The sequence below is a fragment of the Cryobacterium roopkundense genome (assembly GCF_014200405.1).
Taxonomy (GTDB): Bacteria; Actinomycetota; Actinomycetes; order Actinomycetales; family Microbacteriaceae; genus Cryobacterium; species Cryobacterium roopkundense.
Genome location: NZ_JACHBQ010000001.1, coordinates 2,439,385 through 2,458,929, shown reverse-complemented (window position 1 = coordinate 2,458,929; position 19,545 = coordinate 2,439,385). Strand labels below are relative to the sequence as shown.

Here is a 19,545-nt window from a genome sequence, read left to right as displayed (position 1 = left end):
CGCGGTCCGCGGTGGTGTCAGGGGGCAAACGGGAAGTGCCTCATGCGCGAGGAAATTCTCGCTGCTGCTGCGACCAGAAGGGCCGCAGTTGTCTCGACCCGCTCGGCCACGAGGCGAAAGCTCGGGCCGGAGACCGACAGGGAGGCGATCACGGTTCCGTCGGTGCCATGGATCGGGGCGGCGATCGCGGTGAGGCCCAGCTCGAGCTCGTCCACAACGACGGCGTAACCGAGTTCTCGCACGCGGGCCAACTCGGCGCTAAGGGCGGCCGGGTCTGTCACGGTGTGGCTGGTGAGGGGAGCAAAGGCTCCGTCGGTGTCGAGGAGGCCGCCGAGAAGGCGATCAATCTCCGCCGTCTCGCGCCACGCGAGGAGCGCCCTGCCGTTCGCCGTTGCGTAGACCGGATTGCGTTTGCCGAGCCAGTTGTGAATCTGCAGGGCGGATCCACCAGAGGCCTGATCGAGGTAGAGCGTTTCCAGCCCCGACAGGCTGACGAGATTGACGGTCTCTCCGGTCTGTGTCGCAAGCTCACGGATCAGGGCGCGGCTTTCGGTGACCAGGTCGAGTCGCCCGCTCGCGGCTCCTGCCAGCCGAACGAGTCCGAGTCCGAGCTGGTACCGGCCGCGGTCTGACAGCTGTTCCACGAGGCCATGGTGTTCCAGGGTGGCGACCAGACGCGACACCGTGGACTTGTGCACATCGAGGGTGCGCGACATTTCGGTCACGCCCAATTCTCCGTCTGTGGCGAGCATCGCCAGGATGTCCAATGCTCGGTCGACCGACTGGACGAGGCTGGCTTTGAGGGCGTCATCGGTGGCCATGGGCACGATTCTATCGTGCGGCGTTCGGCCATCTGCACGAAAACGTTGCGCATGTTGCGTCATGTTGCGTATCATGCATCATACGACGATCGTAAGGACGCCATGCCTCATCTCCGCGAACCCGGTCGAGAGTACATCCTGACCCTTTCCTGCCAGGACGGCCCCGGCCTGGTCTATGACGTGTCGCGTTTCCTGAACGAATTCGGCGCCAACATCATGAGCAGTCACCAGCTGGATGACCGACGGACGGGTCGGTTCTTCATGCGGATTCAGTTCGACTTCGTCGGCGCCGTGCCCTCCGTCGACGGTCTCGTGGCCGCCTTTGCTGACGTGGCGGCCCGAAACAAGATGACCTTCGACCTGGTGGACAGCGCGACCCGCACGCGCACCCTCATCATGGTGAGTCGATTCGGGCATTGCCTGAACGATCTGCTCTTCCGCCACAACATGGGCACCCTGAATATCGATGTGCCCGTTGTCGTGTCTAACCATCCCGATCACGCGGCGCTGGTGCAGAGCTACGGCATCGAGTACCTGCACCTGCCGGTTACCCGGGACACGAAGGTGCACGCCGAGGCCGCGCTGCTCGATGTGATCGCCGAACACGATATCGACTTGGTCGTGCTCGCCAGGTATATGCAAGTGCTCTCGCCGGAGACCAGTCACGCGTTGTCCGGGCGTGCCATCAACATCCATCACTCATTCCTGCCGAGCTTCAAGGGGGCCAAGCCCTACCACCAGGCGCATGACCGCGGCGTGAAGTTGATCGGTGCGACCGCGCATTACATCAACGACGACCTCGACGAGGGCCCCATCATCGAGCAGGATGTCGTACGGGTGGATCACAACCTGGGACCCGACGAGCTGGTCGCTGCCGGACGTGACGTCGAGACCCAGGTGCTGTCGCGTGCGGTGCAATGGCACAGCGAGCGGCGGGTCTTCCCGAACGGCAATCGGACGGTCGTCTTTCGCTAGCCGAGAGTGGACGACCCGAAGCGTGCGGAGTCGACGTGAACGTGTCGTGAGAATCCCAGGCGCTTTCGGTGAAAAGATGGGGGCGTGAGCAATGACAGAGAAGGTGACGACGCCAGCGCCTCGCCCGTCACGGCGGGCGAGAATACTGGAGCCCAGTCCGTCGATCGGGCCGTCACCGTTCTTGAGATCATCGCGCGCGCGGGCGATGCCAGCGTGTCTGAGGTCGCGAACATCGTGGGCGTGCATCGGTCGACGATCTCCCGCCTGCTGGCGGTGCTGGAACTTCGGGGTATGGTCGAGCTCGCGGGCGCACGTGGACGGTATCGCCTCGGGTTGAACATCCTGAGGCTGGCCGAAGCCGTCACCGGCACCCTCGAGATCTCGACACAGGGCGTGGACGCGTGCACCGCGCTGTCGGCCCTAATTGGCGAAACCGTCAATGTGGCCGTTCGGCAGGGCGATAGCGCGGTCAATGTCTACCAGGCAGAGGGTACGGGGGCAGTCAGGGTGGATAGCTGGGTCGGTCGACGCACCCCCCTGCACGCGACGAGCTCTGGGAAGGTGCTCTTGGCATGGCCGCACCTCGCACCGGCGGTCGGTCTTGAGTCTGGCTTCGCTCGCTTCACGGAGCACACGATCACAGACCCCACCCTGCTGCGGACCGAACTCGACCGCGTCAGGGCCGAGGGCTGGGCGACGACCCTGGGTGAGCTCGAAGACGGCCTCAATGCGATTGCAGCGCCCATCTTCGGAGCGAACGGTACCGTCATCGGCGCACTTTCGGCATCCGGCCCGGCCTATCGGTGGTCGGCGGAGGTCATGGCCGAACACGCTCTCGACGTGGTGGCCGCCGCCGACAGCGTGAGTGCGCTCATGGGCTACCGCGGCTGAATCACGTCGTGAGCATCCGCTGCTGCCACACGTGGAAGAGAGCTATGTGGTGTTCAGCTGGCACCAAGACACCTCCATCGCGATAGACGCGCGACGACATGGCGGGCTGGGTGCGCTCGCACGCGTCAAAGTCCTGGCTGTTCACCCTGTGGAACAGTTCGACAGACGCCGTGAGGTCTTGCCCGCTCTCGACCACGCCGGGCAGGTAGAGCCAATCGCATTCCACGATGGTGTGGTCCGGTGAAACCGGGTACATGCGGTGGAAGATGATGTGGTCGGGCACCATATTGATGAACACCTGCGGTTTCACGGTGATCGCGTAGTACTTGCGGGCCTGATCGGCGCCCACGCCCGGCAACAGGTCGTGTCCGACGGAACCATCGATGGTGAATCCCTTGATCTCAGCGCCGAACTCGGCGCCGTGGTTGACGAAGGCCTGGGCAGCGAGACCGTCGGCGAATTCCGGGAGCACCTCGGTGAGCTCCGGATGGATCGTAGCGCAGTGATAGCACTCCATGAAGTTCTCGATGATGAGCTTCCAATTGGCCTTCACGTCGTAGACGATCCGTCGCCCGATGGCGAGCGTGTCAACGGCATACCTGTCCAGGTTCGACACCTCACCCAAGCGATCGACCACTTCGCCGAGAACCGTCTCGTCAAAGGATGGCGGCTCGTCGGCGACGCAGACCCAGATGTAGCCGAGCCACTCCCGCACCGCGACGCGGCGCAAGCCGTGGTCCGCGCGATCCACGTCGGGCATCTTGGTGAGGTTAGGCGCGGCGATGAGAACACCGTCCAGGTCGTACGTCCACGCGTGATATCCGCACTGGAAGGTGCGTCTGCCGGCGCTGTCTTCCCCCGAGCAGATCTGCATGCCCCGGTGTCGGCACACGTTGAAGAAGGCGCGGGCCTTTCCCTTGCGGTTGCGGCTCACGATGACGGACTCCCGCCCGACAGCGATGGTTCTGAAGGCTCCGGGAACGGCCACGTCACTGGCTCGCACGGCGCAGAACCACATCTTCTCGAAGATCTTCTCCTGTTCGCTCGCGAAGATCGCGGCATCCGTGTACGCCGATCCCGGCAAGGTCGACAGCAGGGAGCCGGGCAGCGGGGTGGCTAACTGGTCAATGATCATGGTGGATTCACGCTCCGAAAGGTTGAGAAAGGGGTTCGGCCACCGGAACGGTAGCCGGGGGCGAGACGGATGCTGCCGACACGGTGAGACTTTTGCGCCACTGCGCCATCAGGCGAGTCTGGTTGAAACCGACAGCGGCAACGGGGTTCCCTCCTCGCCGGTAGACCATCAGGAGGTCGCCGGTCTCCACGCCTCCCGCCTCGATGGTGAGCTCTTCGCCGCCGAGCAGGCGCCCGGCGAACTGAATGCGGGAGCCGCACTGGTCAGACCAGAGATAGCTGGGGCGCAGCCCCTGCCGGGGCGTTCTCCCCGAGAGCAACCGAGCAACGCTGATGGAGGGACGATCTCGGGAATCAGTCCAGTGTTCGATCCGGTGGGCGCGCCCGCGAATCGGGTCGAACCAGGCTGCGCAGTCACCGACGGCCAGGATGCCTGGAGCCGCAGTTGCCCCGAATTCGTCGCAAACGACGCCAGCGCGCACGTCGAGACCGGACTCGCCCAGCCAACCCACCGCCGGACGGGACCCGATACCGAGAACGACCACGTCGGCGTCGATCTGCTCGCCGGTCGACAGCCGAACGCCGGTGACCCGGTCGGTTCCCAGCACGGCGTCGACGATGACGTTGTTTCGCACTCGCACACCCCGGCTCTCCTGAAGGCGTTGAACGGTGGCGGCGACTGTGTCGCCGAATGTCCGAGAGAGCGGCCACTGCGAGGATCCGAGCACGGTGACGTCGACGCCGAGAGCGCGGGCTGCGGAGGCGACTTCGAGACCGATGAACCCGGACCCGGCCACGACGAGTCGCGCACCGGGTACCAGGTCGGCGCGCAGGGCCACGGCGTCCTCGACGGTTCGGAGAGTATGCACACCGTCGATCATCCGGTCGAATCGGCGGGCAACGGACCCGGTCGCGATCATGACGGCGTCAGAGCGCACGCTCTGGCCGGTCGACAGGGTGACGAGGCGTTCCGGGCAATCCAGGCTGAGCGCGCGCGTGCCGAGGATCCACTCGACGTCGAGTTGCTCGTCGTCGGCTTCCAGCGCCAGGTCCTCGAGGGTCGCCCTGCCGGTCAGGAACTCCTTGGAGAGGGGTGGTCGGTCATAGGGGCGGTGCACCTCGTCGCCGATCATGGTGATGCGCCCGTCGAAGCCCTGAGCCCGGAGCGCCCGGGCGCTGGCGTGGCCGGCGAGACTCGCCCCGACGATCGTGACCGACTTCAGACCGCTCGCGGCGGTTCCGGCGTGATCCGTGCTCACCTGGTGCGCCGCGCCTCAGTACGAAACGCCGGGAGGCAGGTTGGGTTCGGCCGCTGAGATCAGCACATGGACATCCCCGTCGGTGATCGTAACGGCATGCGTGCGAATGCCGCGCTTGGCCGGGGGAGCGTCAACTCGTCCCGTGCGCAGGTCGAACCGGGAGGCGTGCAGCGGGCACTCCACCTCGCACCCCTCCAACCAGCCGTCCGTGAGGGAGGCGTCCTGATGCGTACACGTGTCGTCGACCGCGAAGACTTCGCCGTCCTCCGTATGGAAGACGGCGATCGGGGGACTCACGGTGTCGACCCGCAGGGCTACACCCGGCGCAAGGTCGGCCAAGGAACAAATTCGCATAGATGGGTCCTGATCGCAGTAATGACAACAAGCTTCGTAGTACGCAACAGAATGTCGCGATATCTGCAGTGCTGTCAAGCAAAAAGGCCGGATCGGGCCAATTGGCGCGAAACGCTGATCTGCCCGAAACATGGTGGACTCGTGGAACGGATTCCTCGGCTGAAGTTCAGGGCGCGCTGGAGGTCAGAGCACGCTGCGGATGAGTCTTTCGAATTCCACGACGTGCTGCCGCGCTGCCGCCTCTGCGGCGTCGGCATGGCCATCCGCTATGAGCCGCAGCAAGTGGATGTGCTCCACCACGTGCTCGCTCACGGAGGGAAGCCGGTCGAGTACCACGCACCAGATGCGCGTTGCCAGATTGTCGTAACGAACGAGAGTGTCCTCGAGGTGGCGGCTGCCGGAAGCGCTGTAGATGCTGCGGTGCACCTGCATGTCATAGCGCATCGCGTCCCGTGGGTCGCCCGACTGGAGTCCCCGCTCTTCCAGCGTGTCGGCGAGGGCACGCAACTCGGCGCGGGTCGCAGGGCTCGCCAATCGGGCGGCCCGGGAAGCAGCGAGGGGCTCCAGGCGTTCGCGTATCTCCGAAATTTCGGCCAGATCGGTGATGTCGACCGGTGTCGCGAATGTGCCGCGCCGGGAATACGCGGCCACCAGATGATCGGCTTCGAGGCGCTTCAGTGCCTCTCGAACCGGCGTGCGGCCCAGGCCCAACTCTGTGCCGACGCGTTCGTCGTTGATGGGAGAGCCTGGGGCGATGTCCAGCACGATGAGGCGATCACGCAGTACCGCGTACGCGCGATCGGCGAGTGAGCCGGCCGCATCGTGGGGCCGAACCTCCGTGTTGCCTGCCATGGTGGCCCCTCTGCTCGGATGACGACGGCGTGTTGACACCGTGCCGGAGGAGCCCATACTATTCGACGCAAGCCTGATATATCAGTTGGATGACAGAAGGGACCCCACGTGGTCGCGAAGACGGCTGGACAGCCCGCCACACCGGGATCCGAACTGCCGGAGCACCCGGACTTCCTCTGGGAGAACCCCATTCCCAAGCGCAACTACGACGTGGTGATCGTCGGTGGCGGTGGGCATGGGCTGGCCACGGCCCATTACCTGGTGAAAAATCACGGCATTACCAACATCGCCGTGATCGAGCGGGGATGGCTGGCGGGAGGCAACATGGCCCGGAACACCACCCTGATTCGGTCCAACTACCTGTGGGACGCCAGCGCGGCCATCTATGAGCACTCGCTCAAGCTGTGGGAAGGGCTCGAGGAAGACCTGGACTACCCCATTCTGTTCAGCCAGCGCGGCGTGCTCAACCTCGCACACACCCAGCAGGACGTGCGTGACTCGCACCGCAGGGTGGAGGCAAACAAGCTCAACGGGATCGACGCCGAATGGGTGGACACCGAGAGAGTTCGGGAGTTGTGCCCCATTGTGAACATCTCCTCTGACATTCGCTACCCCATACTCGGGGCCACCTACCAGCCGCGGGCCGGCATCGCCAAGCACGACTACGTGGGCTGGGCGTTCGCCCGTCGCGTCAGCCAAGCGGGTGTGCATCTCATTCAAGACACCGAAGTCACCGGATTTCTGACGGAGGGTGATCGCGTGGTGGGTGTTCGCACCAACCGCGGCGACATCGGGGCCGGCAGCGTGGCACTCGCGGCGGCGGGCCACACGTCTACCCTGACCGACACCCTCGGCATCCGCGTTCCCATCCAGAGTCATCCCTTGCAGGCGCTGGTTTCTGAGCTGCTCGAACCGGTCCACCCCACGATCGTGATGTCAAACGCCGTGCACGTCTACGTTTCCCAGGCCCATAAGGGCGAGCTGGTGATGGGCGCCGGTGTCGATGCCTATACCGGGTACGGTCAGCGCGGGTCCTTCCACATCATCGAGCGCCAGATGGCCGCGGCGGTCGAACTCTTCCCCGTTTTCGCCCGCGCACACCTGCTGCGCACCTGGGGCGGAGTCGTGGACGTGACACCGGATGCCTCTCCCATCGTCGGTCTGACACCCTACGAAAACCTGTTCCTGAACTGCGGGTGGGGCACAGGCGGGTTCAAAGCTACCCCCGGGGTCGGCGATGTGTTCGCCCACACCATCGCCACCGGCTCGCCGCACGAATTGGTCAAGCCGTTCGGCCTCGACCGGTTTGTGACGGGCCACCTCGTCGACGAGCACGGCGCAGCCGCCGTCGCCCACTAAAGCTCACCAGACCAGAAGGATTCCCATGCAGCTCATTGAATGCCCGTGGTGTGGCCCACGCGAAGAGGTCGACTTCTCCTACGGAGGCCAGGCCCATGTGCCCTATCCGGAGAACTCCCTCGACCTGTCGGATGAGCAGTGGGCGCACTACGTCTTCTTCCGCGACAACACGAAGGGCGCCTTCCGGGAACGCTGGATGCACTCGGCCGGGTGTCGACGCTGGTTCAACGCGGTGCGGGACACGACAACGTATCGCTTCCTGGCCGTCTACGCACTCGATGAGAAAGCGCCGGTGATTCCATGAGCCAGCCATTCCGAGCACCCGACGGCGGTCGAGTCGAACGCGGCGTCGTCATCCCGTTTCTCTACAACGGGGTCCAGTTGCAGGGATACCGGGGCGACACCCTCGGCTCGGCATTGCTTGCGGCTGGAGTGCATTCCGTCACCAGCAGCATTAAATTCGGACGAAGCCGCGGGATCGCCGCCGCAGGCGCCGAAGACCCCAGCGGTGTCGTGCAGATTGACGCTCCGTTTCCCGATCCCATGCAGCTTGCGGCTACCACGGAGCTCTGCCCGGGGTTGGTGGCCCACGGCGTGCCCGGCCAAGGAAAACTGGCCGACGTGGTCGACCCCGCCCGCTACGACTCTGTGCATCTGCACGTGGACGTGCTCGTTGTCGGATCAGGGCCGGCCGGGCTGGTCGCGGCGATCACGGCCGCCCGTGCGGGCCTCCGAGTGGCCCTCGTGGACGAACAGTCTGAGGCAGGGGGAAGCCTGCTGGGCAGCCGACAACTGATCAACGACGTGCCGGGACCGCTCTGGGCAGAACGACTGGTGGAGGAACTCCGCGGTAACGACCGGGTCACGCACCTGCAGCGGACGACGGTGTTCGGTGTCTACGACGACGGGCTGGCGCTCGCCGTGCAGCGACGCACGGATCACCTCGGCACGGATTCGCCATCCGGGTCCCTTCGCCAGAGAGTGTGTCGCATCCGGGCGTTGCAGACCGTTGTCGCGACCGGGGCGCACGAACGTCCCGTGGTGTTTGCAGACAACGACAGGCCGGGGATCATGCTCGCCCATGCGGCGCGCACGTTCCTCAACCGTTACGCCGTTCGCGTCGGCAGCGCCGCGTGCGTCTTCACCACGAACGACAGCGCCTACACGGCAGCATTCGAGCTGCACGATTCCGGCGTGCCGGTCGTGGGCATCATCGATGCCCGGCGGGTGATCGCGGCGGAGTGGCTGGATGGCGCGGCCGAACGCGGCATTCCGGTGCACCCGGGCAGCGTCGTGACGGGGACGGATGGCGACGATCGCGTCTGCGGAGTGTCGTTCGCGCCCCTCGGGGAAGGGCATGTCGGCGTGTCCACTCGGGTGGCAGCGGATACCCTCCTGGTCAGCGGCGGCTGGAACCCCGCCGTCCATCTCTACAGCCAGGCCGGTGGCAGCCTGGCCTACGTCGCCGCGCTCGGGGCTTTTCTCCCGAGTTCGCCGGTGAGAGGCCTGGCCGTGGTGGGATCGGCCGGCGGACATTTCTCCCTGACCGATGTGTTGAACGACGCGCGCGTGGTTGCCGAGGGTCTGGTGGACGAGCTCGGGGGTGGGGCGGGAGAGCCCGTCGTGGCCAGGGGCAGCGAATCCGGTGACAGCGACGCGCGGCCGGGGCTCGTGCTCTGGTTTGTGCCGTCCGGACCGGCGGCGACTCTGCACACGCACTTCGTCGACCTGCAACGGGACGCGACCGTGGCCGATATCTCTCGTGCCATCGGAGCGGGCATGCACTCTGTCGAGCACATCAAGCGATACACCACGATCGGGACCGCACACGATCAGGGGAAGACCTCCGGTGTCATCGCCTCCGGAATCGCGGCGGTCCTCCTCGGGCGGCCCATCGCGGAGCTGGGTACAACAAAATTCCGCCCGCCGTACACACCCGTGGCCTTCGCGACGCTGGCCGGACGAAACCGCGGGGACCTGTTCGACCCCGTTCGCGTGACCAGTGTGCACGACTGGCATGTCGAACACGGCGCGCGGTTCGAGGACGTGGGGCAGTGGAGGCGGCCCTGGTTCTACCCGAAGGCCAGTGAGGACATGGCGGCGGCCGTGCTGCGTGAATGCAGCGCGGTGCGCTCGGGTGTCGGCATGCTCGATGGCACGACGCTCGGCAAGATCGATGTGCAGGGAGCGGACGCGGGCGCGTTTCTCGACATGCTCTACACAAATTTGATGAGCTCCCTCAAGGTGGGTTCTATTCGGTACGGCGTGATGTGTGGCGTCGACGGCATGGTGATCGACGACGGGACAGTGCTGCGCCTGGCGGACGACCGCTTCCTCGTGTACACGACGACGGGTGGCGCAGCAAAAGTACTGGACTGGATGGAGGAGTGGCTGCAAACTGAATGGCCGCATCTTCGGGTGCACCTCGCGTCGGTCACCGAACAGTGGGTGACATTTCCGGTGGTGGGGCCGAAGTCACGGAGTCTCATTGGAGGGCTGTTTCCCGATGTGGACACGTCCAACGAGGCCTTTCCGTTCATGACCTGGCGTGACACGGAGTTGGACGGTGTGCCGGTCCGGCTTGCGCGCGTGAGTTTCTCCGGCGAACTGGCCTACGAGGTGAGCGCGATGAGCTGGTACGGGCTGGCCCTCTGGGAGCGCATCTACGATGCGGGCCAGTGGCACGACCTGACTCCCTACGGCACCGAAACCATGCATGTTCTGCGGGCGGAGAAGGGCTACCCGATCATCGGGCAGGACACGGACGGAACGATGACGCCGCAGGACCTCGGCATGTCCTGGGTTGTCTCCAAGAAGAAGCTTGATTTCATCGGTAAGAGATCGTTCGCCCGGATCGCCAACAACGATCCCACCCGTCCGCAGCTGGTCGGGGTACTGCCCGATGATCCCAAAACCCTCCTGCCGGAGGGAACACAGTTGGTCGTGGCGGATTCCCTGCAGCAGGTGCCCGTTCCGATGCACGGATTCGTCTCGTCGAGCTACCGGAGCGCCGCGTTGGGGCGCACCTTCGCGCTGGCCTTCGTGAACGGAGGCCATTCCCGGCACGGCGAGAGGCTCAATGCGGTCGTCGACGGCCGGCTCGTACCGGTGACGCTGGGGAGCCACGTGCTATTTGACCCTGAAGGAGTCCGACGTGATGGATGACACTCAACTGGATACCCTCGTGGCGCGCAATCCGCTGGACGGCCATGCCGGGGCGTTTGCGGCCGTATCGAATTCGGTGACACAGATTCGCTCCCTGCCGCTTGCGCGACACCTCAACCTGCGCCTGGCCGCGGACGAGGTGCACCTCGTCGCCACCGAGCTGGGCCAGGCCTTGCCCACACGGGCCTGCACGTTTTCCTCGAGCGAGGTGGCGTCGGTTGTTTGGCTCGGTCCCGATGAGTGGCTCGTCATCGACACCAGCACCGATCCGGCGACACGTGGGGGCCCCGGGCTCGAAGAGCGCCTCCGCCGTGTCCTGGCCGGTACGCGTGCTGCCATCGTGGACCAGTCAGGCCAGCGTGTCTCCGTGCTCGTCACCGGAGATGCCGCCGGGCTGCTGGCCAAGGGCACGGCGATCGATATGCACCCTGACGCATTCCCCGACGGAAGCGCTCTGCAGAGCCACCTCGCCCAGACAATCGTCGTGCTGCTCGCGAGAGAGAGAGGGGCTATCGAGATCCTGGTTCGGAGTTCCTTTGCCCGGTACCTGGCCGACTGGCTGGTCGACGCGGCGTCGGATCCGGCGGCCAACGACTGACAGCACGGCTCCCGGTCGAACGGGCACCTGTGGATAACTTTGACGGGATTGTAGAAATCAGGGCATCATTCAGCCATGACTGAGGCCGTTCGAATTATTACCGAGCAGGTACGACTGCGTGTGCGCCGCGATGGCGTCGACCTGGCCGCGGATAATGTGCTCGCGGAACAATACGTGCGCGACGAGGTGAGACGCTACACCGAACGTGCCCTCGGTGGGTCGATGCCGCTGATCCCCGACGAGCACCAGGCGACTCGTGAGGTAGTCGCATCGCTGACCGGGTTCGGCGCGCTGCAGCCCTACCTCGACGATCCCGACGTCGAAGAAGTCTGGATCAACGGACCGGAACGGGTTTTCGTGGCGCGGGACGGCGTTCCCGAGCTCACCAGCATGATGCTCACCGAACGCGAAGTGCGCGACCTGGTCGAACGGATGCTGCAGGCATCCGGTCGCCGTGTCGACCTGTCGAGTCCGTTCGTTGACGCGTCCTTGCCCGACGGGTCTCGGCTGCACGTGGTGATACCAGACATCACGCGAAAGTACTGGGCGGTGAATATTCGCAAATTCACCCGACGCATCCACGATTTGACTCAACTCGTGGCCCTCGGCTCGCTCACCGGCCAGGCGGCGGAGTTCCTGCGCATTTGCGTGCTGAGCGGTCAAAACATTCTGGTGTCTGGTGCAACCCAGACGGGTAAGACCACGATGCTCAACGCCCTCCTGTCGGCGACCCGGCCGACGGAACGCATCGTCACGGTGGAGGAGACCTTCGAACTCGATCTGAGCTCTCGCGACGTGGTGGCCATGCAGTGCCGGCAGCCGAGTCTCGAGGGCACTGGCGAGATCACGCTGCGGCGCCTCATCAAGGAATCCCTGCGCATGCGGCCGGACCGCCTGATCGTGGGCGAGGTGCGGGAGGCGGAGAGCCTCGACCTGCTCATTGCCCTGAACAGCGGGCTGCCTGGCATGTGCTCGATTCACGCGAACAGTGCCCGTGACGCTCTCGCCAAACTCTCGACCCTTCCCCTACTGGCCGGTCGCAATATTGACTCATCTTTTGTGTTGCCCACCGTGGCGGGGTGCATCGACATCGTCGTGCACTGCGAGATCGATCGACATGGGCACCGCCGGGTGACAGAGATCATTGCACCGAGCGGTCTGCTCTCCGGGGCGATGATCGAGGCCAGCCCGTTGTTCCTCTCGACGCACGGGCACCTCGAACCGACCGGAGGGCACCCCACCAAGCTCGCCAAGTTCCGGGCCAGCGGCCTCGATCCCGCGACGATTCTGAGGCAGGGCTCCGCATGACGCTAGTGCTTGGCTGCCTGCTCGGTGCGGGTCTTCTGCTCGTCGTGTCGCCGCTCCTGTGGCCGGCCGGCACGAAGCCTCGGAGTGGCAGCCCCACCCTCCCTGGACGAATGCGTGCGCACCTCGCTCAGGCCGGCCTCGGGTCGGTGCCGGTGGGCGTCTTTGCCGCCGCCTCCGTCACGGTGGGTCTGGGAGCGGCCGGACTGGTTCAGGGAATCTTCGCTGTAAGTGCGCTCACGGTGGTTGCAGCCCTCGTCGGTGCAGTCCTGCCGGGCCTGATCGTGTCGTGGCGTGCGAGAGCGCGGCGTCGGGCCAACCGCACGGTGTGGCCCGACGTGGTCGATCACCTCGTCTCGGCCCTGCGGTCCGGGCTCGCGCTGCCCGACAGCGTCAGCAGTCTTGCCATCTCGGGGCCGGCTCCGATCCGCAGCGCGTTCGCTCAATTCGAACGCGAGTATCGAGCCACGGGCAACTTCACCTATTGCCTGGACGAGCTCAAGCGTGGGCTGGCGGATCCGATCGCCGACCGCATTCTGGAAACCCTGCGTATGGCCAGGGAGGTGGGCGGTAGCGATGTGACGCTGGTTCTGCGAAACCTGGCCGCGTGGCTTCGGCAGGATGCCGCCATCCGCTCAGAGGTCGAGGCCCGGCAATCGTGGATCGTGAATGCGGCCAGGCTCGGGGTCGCGGCACCGTGGATCATTCTGGCTCTGCTCGCGACCAGGCCGGAGGCTGCCTTCGCGTACAACACCCCGGCCGGTGTCGGTGTCATCGTCGGGGGGCTCGTGGTCTCCGTTGTGGCCTATCGGGTGATGATCGCCCTCGGGCGTTTGCCGGAGGAGCGACGCTGGTTCTCCTGAACGCGCGGGGGAGGGCGCGGGGAAGCCTCGCTTCACCAGAATGGGGGCCGCCGCGGTCAAGCAGGCGAGCGCTCCGCCCGCACCCAACAGGAAGGCAGCCGTCGTGGATGACGTGTCGACGGCCAGCCCCGCGCCGGCGGCGGCCAGTGCGGCACCCGTGTTGACGGCGGTGTTGATCCAACTCGCGGCCTCGGTGCGAACCTCGGGGCCGGTGAGGCTGTCGGCCAGGAGGTAGCCGGTAATCAGGGAAGGTGCCAGGAAGAATCCCACCGCGGCGAGGCCGAAACCCACGAAGACCACACTCGGAGCAAGCGCGAGCAGGGCGCAGAACAGCGCCATGCCCAGCCCCAGGGCGATCAGGCGGCGGGAGAGTGGCCCACTCCAGTCGCGGTGACCGTAGAGCAGCCCGCCGAATGCGCTACCGGTGGCGAAGGCTGCCAGCAGCACGCCGGCCAAGCCCACGGAACCCAGGGAATCGGCGAAGGCGGGAGCCGCGACCTCGACGACCCCGAGAACGACCCCGACCCCGAGCAGGGCCACCAGCACGGCAAAGAAACTGCGTTGTCGCAGGGGGCGGGCGTGCACCGGCGGGGCGACCGTGACGGTGGGCTGGGCGAGGGAGGCGGTGCTGCTCGTCATACCGACCGTGCCGACGATGGCGACTCCGGCGGTCAGCAGGAGGGCCGCTGGCGCCGACCAGATCGTGATGATGCCGGCGGCGAGCAGTGGCCCCGTCGTGAAGAGCAGCTCCTCACAGACGGCGTCCACGCTGTAGGCCCGAATACGCAGCGCGGGCGTCGGGCAGATCCTGCCCCACACCACTCGCATCGCTGCGCCGAGCGGCGGCGGGAAGAGTCCCGTGGCGGCGGCCAGCAGGACGACGGCCCAGCCGCCAGCATCTGGTGTGGCGGTGAGAGCCGCAAGAGCGCAGAGCCCGATCGCGTACGCGACCACGAGCGCCCTCAGAATGACGCGCTGTCCCCGCCGATCCACAAGTCGTGCCCGATATGGCGAGGCCAGCACGTTGGCCAGTCCGAACGCACCGGTCGCTGCTCCGGCGAGCGCGAAGGAACCGGTGCTGGACTGCACGGCGAAGAGCAGGGCGAGAGTGACCATCGCAAACGAGAGCCGACCGACCAGAGCCGGTAGGAACACCCGGGCGGCACCGGGTAGCAGGAAGACATCCCGGTAGGCGCCTGCCCGGGTCATGACATCGCCGTCGTCGCCCGCATGGGAAAGACTGCGAGAGTGGCGCCGAGATGGATGAGCCCGGCGTCGCGGGCCCGCGCTTCGTCGTGCACGAGCGTGCCGAGTTCTCGGGCGAGTGATTGGATTCGGGCCCAGGCGTCCGGGGAGACCCACACCTCGGCATCTGTGAACGCGAGCTGCGCGCCCGTGGCGAGGGTCGAACGGCGGGCGAGTTCACCGGAGAGCGTGCCGAGCAGCGCCGTGGTCGCGTCGTCAGCGCCTGCTACCAGGGTCGACCCGCTGAGCGGGTTGTGACGGTACCGCTTCGCAGCGCCACCGCGCACGCGGGTTTCCTCGACGAGATCGACCAGGCCGGCCTGGGCCAGCCGGCGCAGGTGGTAGCAGACGTTCGCCTGCGTCTCGCCGAGGGCGCGTGCCGCCTCGGAAGCACTGAGGCTCTCACCCGTGAGGAGTGACAGCAGGCGCAAGCGAAGCGGATGCGCCACCACCCGGAGGGCGTCGAGCGGTCCGGGCGGTGACATAGAGGTCATGGGAGAAACCTATCTGCCCACACAGCAACCGTCAAATGACTCTTTGGGGGTGGTCGCGATCAGTCCTCGGGCGAGGGGGATGTCGTCGGGTCGCCGGTCGGGGCCTCTGTCGTGTCCGTCGAATCCGTCGCGCGGGGCGTGGATTGGACCGGGGTGGTGATCATCCCCGTTCGCGTGACCGGAATATCGAGAACCGAGTTACTGTCCGGAAGCCAGAGTTGCAGCACAGCGCTGGCAGTTCCGACTTCAGTTGGCGTGTAATCGACGGTGATTGTGCAGGATCCGTGGGCGGGGATGAGGCCCTGGCAGGAATCGCCGACGACGCTGAAGTCGCTCGCCGCATCGGCGGTGCCGCCCTTGGCGCGAAGGACGTTCATCGACCCGATGTCGACATCCGTGTCCGAGTTGTTGGTGACATCGATGACTCCGGTTTCGGTCTCGCCCACGAGCGTGCCCTGCTCGAGCGACTTGAACTTCGGCTCGCTGAAGGTCAGGTCGGAATTCCGGGCGGCATTGGCCCTGGATTCGCCCGATCGAGAAGTGGACGTGGCCCGGCCACCGGTGGGCTCGATACTCGTACAGGCGCTGAGGCACGGTCCCAGGGTCGCTGCGAGAGCGGCCGCGACGAGCCAGGGTGCGAGTTTCATATCGTTCACCTCCCGCAATCGCCGTCGGCGCACATCGTACGCTCAAAGGCGGCATCCGCCTATGAGTCGCCCGGTCCCGGCGCACGCGCTCCGGGCCAGGACGCGGGGCGCTCAGAACAGCAAGAACGCGATCGGAGTCACAATCACCAGTGTCAGCACCACGCGTTGGAACCAAATGACCAGAAGCTTCCATACGGGAATCGGAATGTCCGTGGCCATGATGCAGGGCACCAGAGCGGAGAAGAAGATGATTCCGGAGACCGACACGACGCCGACCACGAACTTCACCACCGGAACCGCCTCGGCCGCGAGCAGTGCCGGCAGGAACATCTCGGCCACGCCCACGGCGCTCGCCTTAGCCACGAGCATCGGCTCGGGCAGTTGCAGCGCCCACGTGAAGGGATAGAAGAGGTAGCCGAGCCAGTCGAATACCGGCGTGTACGTGGCGAGCACGAGTCCGAGCAACCCGATCGAGAGAATGGAAGGCAGGATGGCCATGGCCATCAGCAGCCCGTCGCGCACGTTGCGCCAGACATTGGCGCCGAGCGAAGGAGCCGCCGCGACCGCACCCTGTGCCTGTGCCCAGGCAACCGACAGCCTTCTGCCCGTGACTACCTCCTCGGGCTGCGGAACGGCGTCGGGGTGATAGGTATCCGGGATGCTGTTCAGCGGCCAGATGCGCACAGTCACGGCCGTGACCAGGAACGTGACCAGAAACGTCACCCAGAAGTAGGCCGTCCACTGACCCATCAGGTCGAGGGTCTTGGCCACGATGACCATGAAGGTCGCCGAAACCGTGGAGAACCCGGTGGCGATGATCGCGGATTCCCTGGCCGTGTACTTGCCCTCCTTGTAGACCCGGTTTGTAATGAGCAATCCCAGCGAGTAGCTGCCGACGAAGGAGGCGACGGCGTCGATCGCGCTGCGGCCTGGAGTCTTCCAAATCGGGCGCATCACCCGCTGCACCATGACACCGATGAATTCCAGCAGACCGTAGCTCACCAGCAACGCCAGGAAAACGGCTCCGATGGGCACGAGCAAGCCGACGGGAATCACCAGCTTCTCGAACAGGAACGGGCCCATGTCCGGCTCGAACAGCCACGCGGGGCCGACTCTGAACACCATCATCACGCCCACGACCATGCCGACAACCTTGAACAGCGAGAACACGACCTCGACGGCGGACTTCTTCCAACTCCCCGTCACGAAGGGGTAGCCGGCGCCGGCCACGATGATGGCGAGCGCGTAGTACGGCAGCGCAGGGCCGATGTTCGCCTGGAGGAAGGTGACGATGTGGTCAAGCATGATCGTGCTCGTGCCGCTGATGGTCAGCGGCACGAAAAACATGAACGCCCCGATGCCGCTGTAGACAAAAAGCTTCCACATCGGCGGTGTTCGCGTAATCGGGGCTTCGGTGGTCACTGTCATCGTCGTCTCCTGACGTCTTCGTCGATAGGAGTGACGGATGCCGCCGCGCACTTCTGCCTAGATCCATCGAACCCCGAACTCGGATCAGGGACAATGGAACCGCGGCGGATGCAGTCTCAGATATGAGATTCCGCCCGGAAAGCAGAGCCCCATGACCACCGACAGCCCGCTTCGTCCCCTTCTCGTCCTGAGCTATCTCGCCACCCAAGCGAACCCTGTCTCGGCTGCGCAGATCGCTCAGGCGGTCGGCGCACCACGTTCCTCGCTCTTTCGACTGCTGCGCGGAATGCGCGCCCTCGGCTATGTCACCCACCTGCCGGAGGAGAAGTCCTACGCCCTCGGTCTTGCCGCGCTGGAAATCGGACAGGCGTTCGGTATTCAGGTGCCGTTGGCCCGCTTCGGCCGGCCGGTGCTGGAGCGGCTGGTCGCGGCGCTCGGGGAGTCTGCGCACCTCGCGGTTGTGCACGGCCAGGAGACGCTCTACATCCACGAACAGACGGCCCCCGCGCGTACGCCGCTGGTCACCCAGAAGGATGTGCGCCTGCCGACGCACCTGACGGCATCCGGTCGTATGATCCTGGCCGGCCTCGGGCACGATCAGTTGCAGGCCCTCTTTCCGCCCAATTACGCCTTCATCCAGCGCACGGGCAGGGGGCCGCGCACGCACGCCGAATTCGGGCACCAGCTGGATGTGGTGCGGCGACAGGGCTTCGCCCGCGAGTTCGGTGAGGTGACGGATGGCCTCACATCCATCGCCAAGCCCGTGCGGGACCGCACCGGCCGCATCGTGGCGGCCATCGCTGTCACCCATGCCTACAGCACCCGGGCCGCGGCCGCCCTGCCCGGCCCGGCACTGGCACCCGTTCAGGACTCGATCCTCGACGCCCTTGACTACGCCTCCCGGGAGTTGAGCCGCAGGCTCGGCTGGAATCCTTAGGGGCAGACGCCGGCGTTGGAACGGGCTCGTCCCCGAACGGGGTGCCATCTTGCATACGTGCCCTGTGGATAACTCGCTGGGGCCAGCGTAATCGGGGCATAGTGCATCCATGACCGATCAGCGTCCGACCAGAGATGACCCCATCGGGTGCCGTCGATGACCGCGTCGCTCGGGTGGGCGGTTCTTCTGGGCACCACTCTGGGCCTGGGATTGTGGTCGCTCGTGAGCCTGACACCGCGGCTGCGTCGGCCGCGTTTGGCAGACCGGGTGGCGCCTTACATCCTGGATGTGTCAGCGGAGGCGCGGTCGTTCATGGGGCGGGTGTCCGTGAGCCCTCTCCCCGTCTTGGGCACGCTCTGTGCGCCGGCATTCGGCTGGATGAAGCGCGCGCTATCGAGCGTTCTGGGCGGTTCAGATACCATCGAGAAGCGGATGCGACAGTCCGGTTCCAGCCGAACCGTCGATGAATTCCGCTCGGGCCAACTTGTCTGGGGTCTCGTATCTCTGGCCGCCGGGGTGGTGCTGACCGCGTCGATCCCCGCGGTCCGCTCGCTACCGCTCGTGCTGCAGCTTGCGCTGCCCTTGTTGCTGGGGATCGGCGGAACCCTCGCCCGCGAGTGGTTGTTGCAGCGCGCCGCAACCGCGCGGCTGGCCCGCATGCGCAGCGAGCTGCCGACGATTCTGGAGTTCCTCACCCTGTGTCTGTCTGCGGGGGAGGGCATCCTTGACTCCTTGCGGCGGGTCGCTGGCACGAGCTCGGGTGAGTTGTCGCGGGAGTTCGCGGGCGTTGTCGCCGAGGTGCGCACGGGGGTGCCGCTCGCGGAAGCGCTGAAGTCCCTGGCCCACGACCTCGACCTGCCCGAGGTCACCCGTTTGGTGGACCAGGTCACCGGCGCACTCGACCGCGGGTCTCCGCTGGCCGAGGTACTGCGTGCTCAGGCTCAGGACGCGCGAGATCAGGCGAAGCGAGCCTTGCTCGAGGTGGCCGGTCAGAAAGAGGTCGCCATGCTCGTGCCTGTCAATACCTAATTAAAACTCTTTTAATGCGACATGAGTATGCCCTGCGCGCTGAGTAGTTCATCGGCTCAAAGGGAGTCCATGCAGTGGACGCCCTTTGGCGGGTCCCTGGCGGTCGTGCCGACCATGTTGGGGACGTGCCTAACTTGCTGAGCCACCAATTCGGTAAGGTCGCCGGAATGGTCGCGGGATCATCTGCGT

The 19,545-nt window shown here is 65.7% G+C and carries 18 protein-coding genes and 1 pseudogene; 10 read left to right on the top strand and 9 right to left on the bottom strand.

Features of this window, described 5'->3' with window-relative positions:
* Positions 1-17: 17 nt before the first annotated feature.
* Entirely contained in the window at positions 18-821 is an 804-nt protein-coding gene (locus BJ997_RS11640; protein ID WP_035837259.1) for an IclR family transcriptional regulator, read from the bottom strand.
* A gap of 102 nt (positions 822-923) precedes the next feature.
* On the opposite strand from BJ997_RS11640, the gene purU reads away from it, so the two are divergent.
* Complete coding sequence (gene purU / locus BJ997_RS11635) at positions 924-1,796, top strand: formyltetrahydrofolate deformylase (protein WP_035837282.1); 873 nt, start codon at positions 924-926, stop codon at positions 1,794-1,796.
* Positions 1,797-1,880: 84 nt separating this feature from the next.
* A complete protein-coding gene (locus tag BJ997_RS11630) occupies positions 1,881-2,687 on the top strand; it encodes an IclR family transcriptional regulator (protein ID WP_035837260.1) in 807 nt (268 codons plus the stop codon).
* A 1-nt stretch (position 2,688) separates the two neighbouring features.
* On the opposite strand, the gene BJ997_RS11625 is transcribed toward BJ997_RS11630, so the two are convergent.
* From BJ997_RS11625 to BJ997_RS11610, 4 genes are all read right to left on the bottom strand, one after another.
* The gene (locus BJ997_RS11625) at positions 2,689-3,822 is read right to left on the bottom strand and encodes an aromatic ring-hydroxylating oxygenase subunit alpha (protein WP_035837261.1); all 1,134 of its coding nucleotides are present in this window, start codon (positions 3,820-3,822) and stop codon (positions 2,689-2,691) included.
* Positions 3,823-3,829: 7 nt separating this feature from the next.
* Positions 3,830-5,080: an NAD(P)/FAD-dependent oxidoreductase gene (locus BJ997_RS11620; RefSeq protein WP_236629029.1), complete on the bottom strand. Its 1,251-nt coding sequence runs from the start codon at positions 5,078-5,080 to the stop codon at positions 3,830-3,832.
* A gap of 15 nt (positions 5,081-5,095) precedes the next feature.
* A complete protein-coding gene (locus BJ997_RS11615) occupies positions 5,096-5,434 on the bottom strand; it encodes a bifunctional 3-phenylpropionate/cinnamic acid dioxygenase ferredoxin subunit (RefSeq protein WP_035837262.1) in 339 nt (112 codons plus the stop codon).
* A gap of 183 nt (positions 5,435-5,617) precedes the next feature.
* A complete protein-coding gene (locus tag BJ997_RS11610; RefSeq protein WP_035837263.1) occupies positions 5,618-6,286 on the bottom strand; it encodes a GntR family transcriptional regulator in 669 nt (222 codons plus the stop codon).
* Between the two features lie 108 nt (positions 6,287-6,394).
* Here BJ997_RS11610 and BJ997_RS11605 point away from each other — a divergent pair, with 108 nt between their 5' ends.
* The 6 genes from BJ997_RS11605 (at position 6,395) to BJ997_RS11580 (ending at position 13,576) form a co-directional block, all read left to right on the top strand.
* A complete protein-coding gene (locus BJ997_RS11605; RefSeq protein WP_035837264.1) occupies positions 6,395-7,645 on the top strand; it encodes a sarcosine oxidase subunit beta family protein in 1,251 nt (416 codons plus the stop codon).
* Positions 7,646-7,670: 25 nt separating this feature from the next.
* Positions 7,671-7,949 (top strand): sarcosine oxidase subunit delta, encoded by a 279-nt coding sequence (locus BJ997_RS11600; RefSeq protein ID WP_035837265.1) that lies wholly within the window; start codon positions 7,671-7,673, stop codon positions 7,947-7,949.
* Positions 7,946-10,810, top strand: a complete 2,865-nt coding sequence (locus BJ997_RS11595) for an FAD-dependent oxidoreductase (protein WP_035837266.1) — start codon at positions 7,946-7,948, stop codon at positions 10,808-10,810. Before BJ997_RS11600 ends, BJ997_RS11595 begins: the two co-directional genes overlap by 4 nt.
* Positions 10,803-11,408, top strand: coding sequence for a sarcosine oxidase subunit gamma (locus BJ997_RS11590; RefSeq protein WP_035837267.1), 606 nt, complete (start codon positions 10,803-10,805; stop codon positions 11,406-11,408). The genes BJ997_RS11595 and BJ997_RS11590 overlap by 8 nt, the downstream gene beginning before the upstream one ends.
* 75 nt (positions 11,409-11,483) lie before the next feature.
* Complete coding sequence (locus tag BJ997_RS11585) at positions 11,484-12,716, top strand: TadA family conjugal transfer-associated ATPase (protein WP_183323466.1); 1,233 nt, start codon at positions 11,484-11,486, stop codon at positions 12,714-12,716.
* The gene (locus tag BJ997_RS11580) at positions 12,713-13,576 is read left to right on the top strand and encodes a type II secretion system F family protein (RefSeq protein WP_035837268.1); all 864 of its coding nucleotides are present in this window, start codon (positions 12,713-12,715) and stop codon (positions 13,574-13,576) included. Before BJ997_RS11585 ends, BJ997_RS11580 begins: the two co-directional genes overlap by 4 nt.
* A 54-nt stretch (positions 13,577-13,630) precedes the next feature.
* Here BJ997_RS11580 and BJ997_RS21945 read toward each other — a convergent pair.
* From BJ997_RS21945 to BJ997_RS11565, 4 genes and pseudogenes are all read right to left on the bottom strand, one after another.
* Positions 13,631-14,785 (bottom strand): annotated as a pseudogene (locus tag BJ997_RS21945) (MFS transporter); the annotation flags it as partial.
* Positions 14,782-15,315, bottom strand: a complete 534-nt coding sequence (locus tag BJ997_RS11575) for a winged helix-turn-helix domain-containing protein (RefSeq protein WP_236629030.1) — start codon at positions 15,313-15,315, stop codon at positions 14,782-14,784. The gene BJ997_RS11575 and the pseudogene BJ997_RS21945, both read right to left, overlap by 4 nt.
* 59 nt (positions 15,316-15,374) lie before the next feature.
* Complete coding sequence (locus BJ997_RS11570) at positions 15,375-15,962, bottom strand: hypothetical protein (RefSeq protein ID WP_035837269.1); 588 nt, start codon at positions 15,960-15,962, stop codon at positions 15,375-15,377.
* 111 nt (positions 15,963-16,073) lie between these two features.
* Positions 16,074-17,390: a YjiH family protein gene (locus BJ997_RS11565; protein ID WP_035837270.1), complete on the bottom strand. Its 1,317-nt coding sequence runs from the start codon at positions 17,388-17,390 to the stop codon at positions 16,074-16,076.
* A gap of 151 nt (positions 17,391-17,541) precedes the next feature.
* On the opposite strand from BJ997_RS11565, the gene BJ997_RS11560 reads away from it, so the two are divergent.
* The gene (locus BJ997_RS11560; protein ID WP_035837271.1) at positions 17,542-18,327 is read left to right on the top strand and encodes an IclR family transcriptional regulator; all 786 of its coding nucleotides are present in this window, start codon (positions 17,542-17,544) and stop codon (positions 18,325-18,327) included.
* Between the two features lie 156 nt (positions 18,328-18,483).
* Positions 18,484-19,356, top strand: a complete 873-nt coding sequence (locus BJ997_RS11555) for a type II secretion system F family protein (RefSeq protein WP_035837272.1) — start codon at positions 18,484-18,486, stop codon at positions 19,354-19,356.
* Positions 19,357-19,545 lie beyond the last annotated feature (189 nt).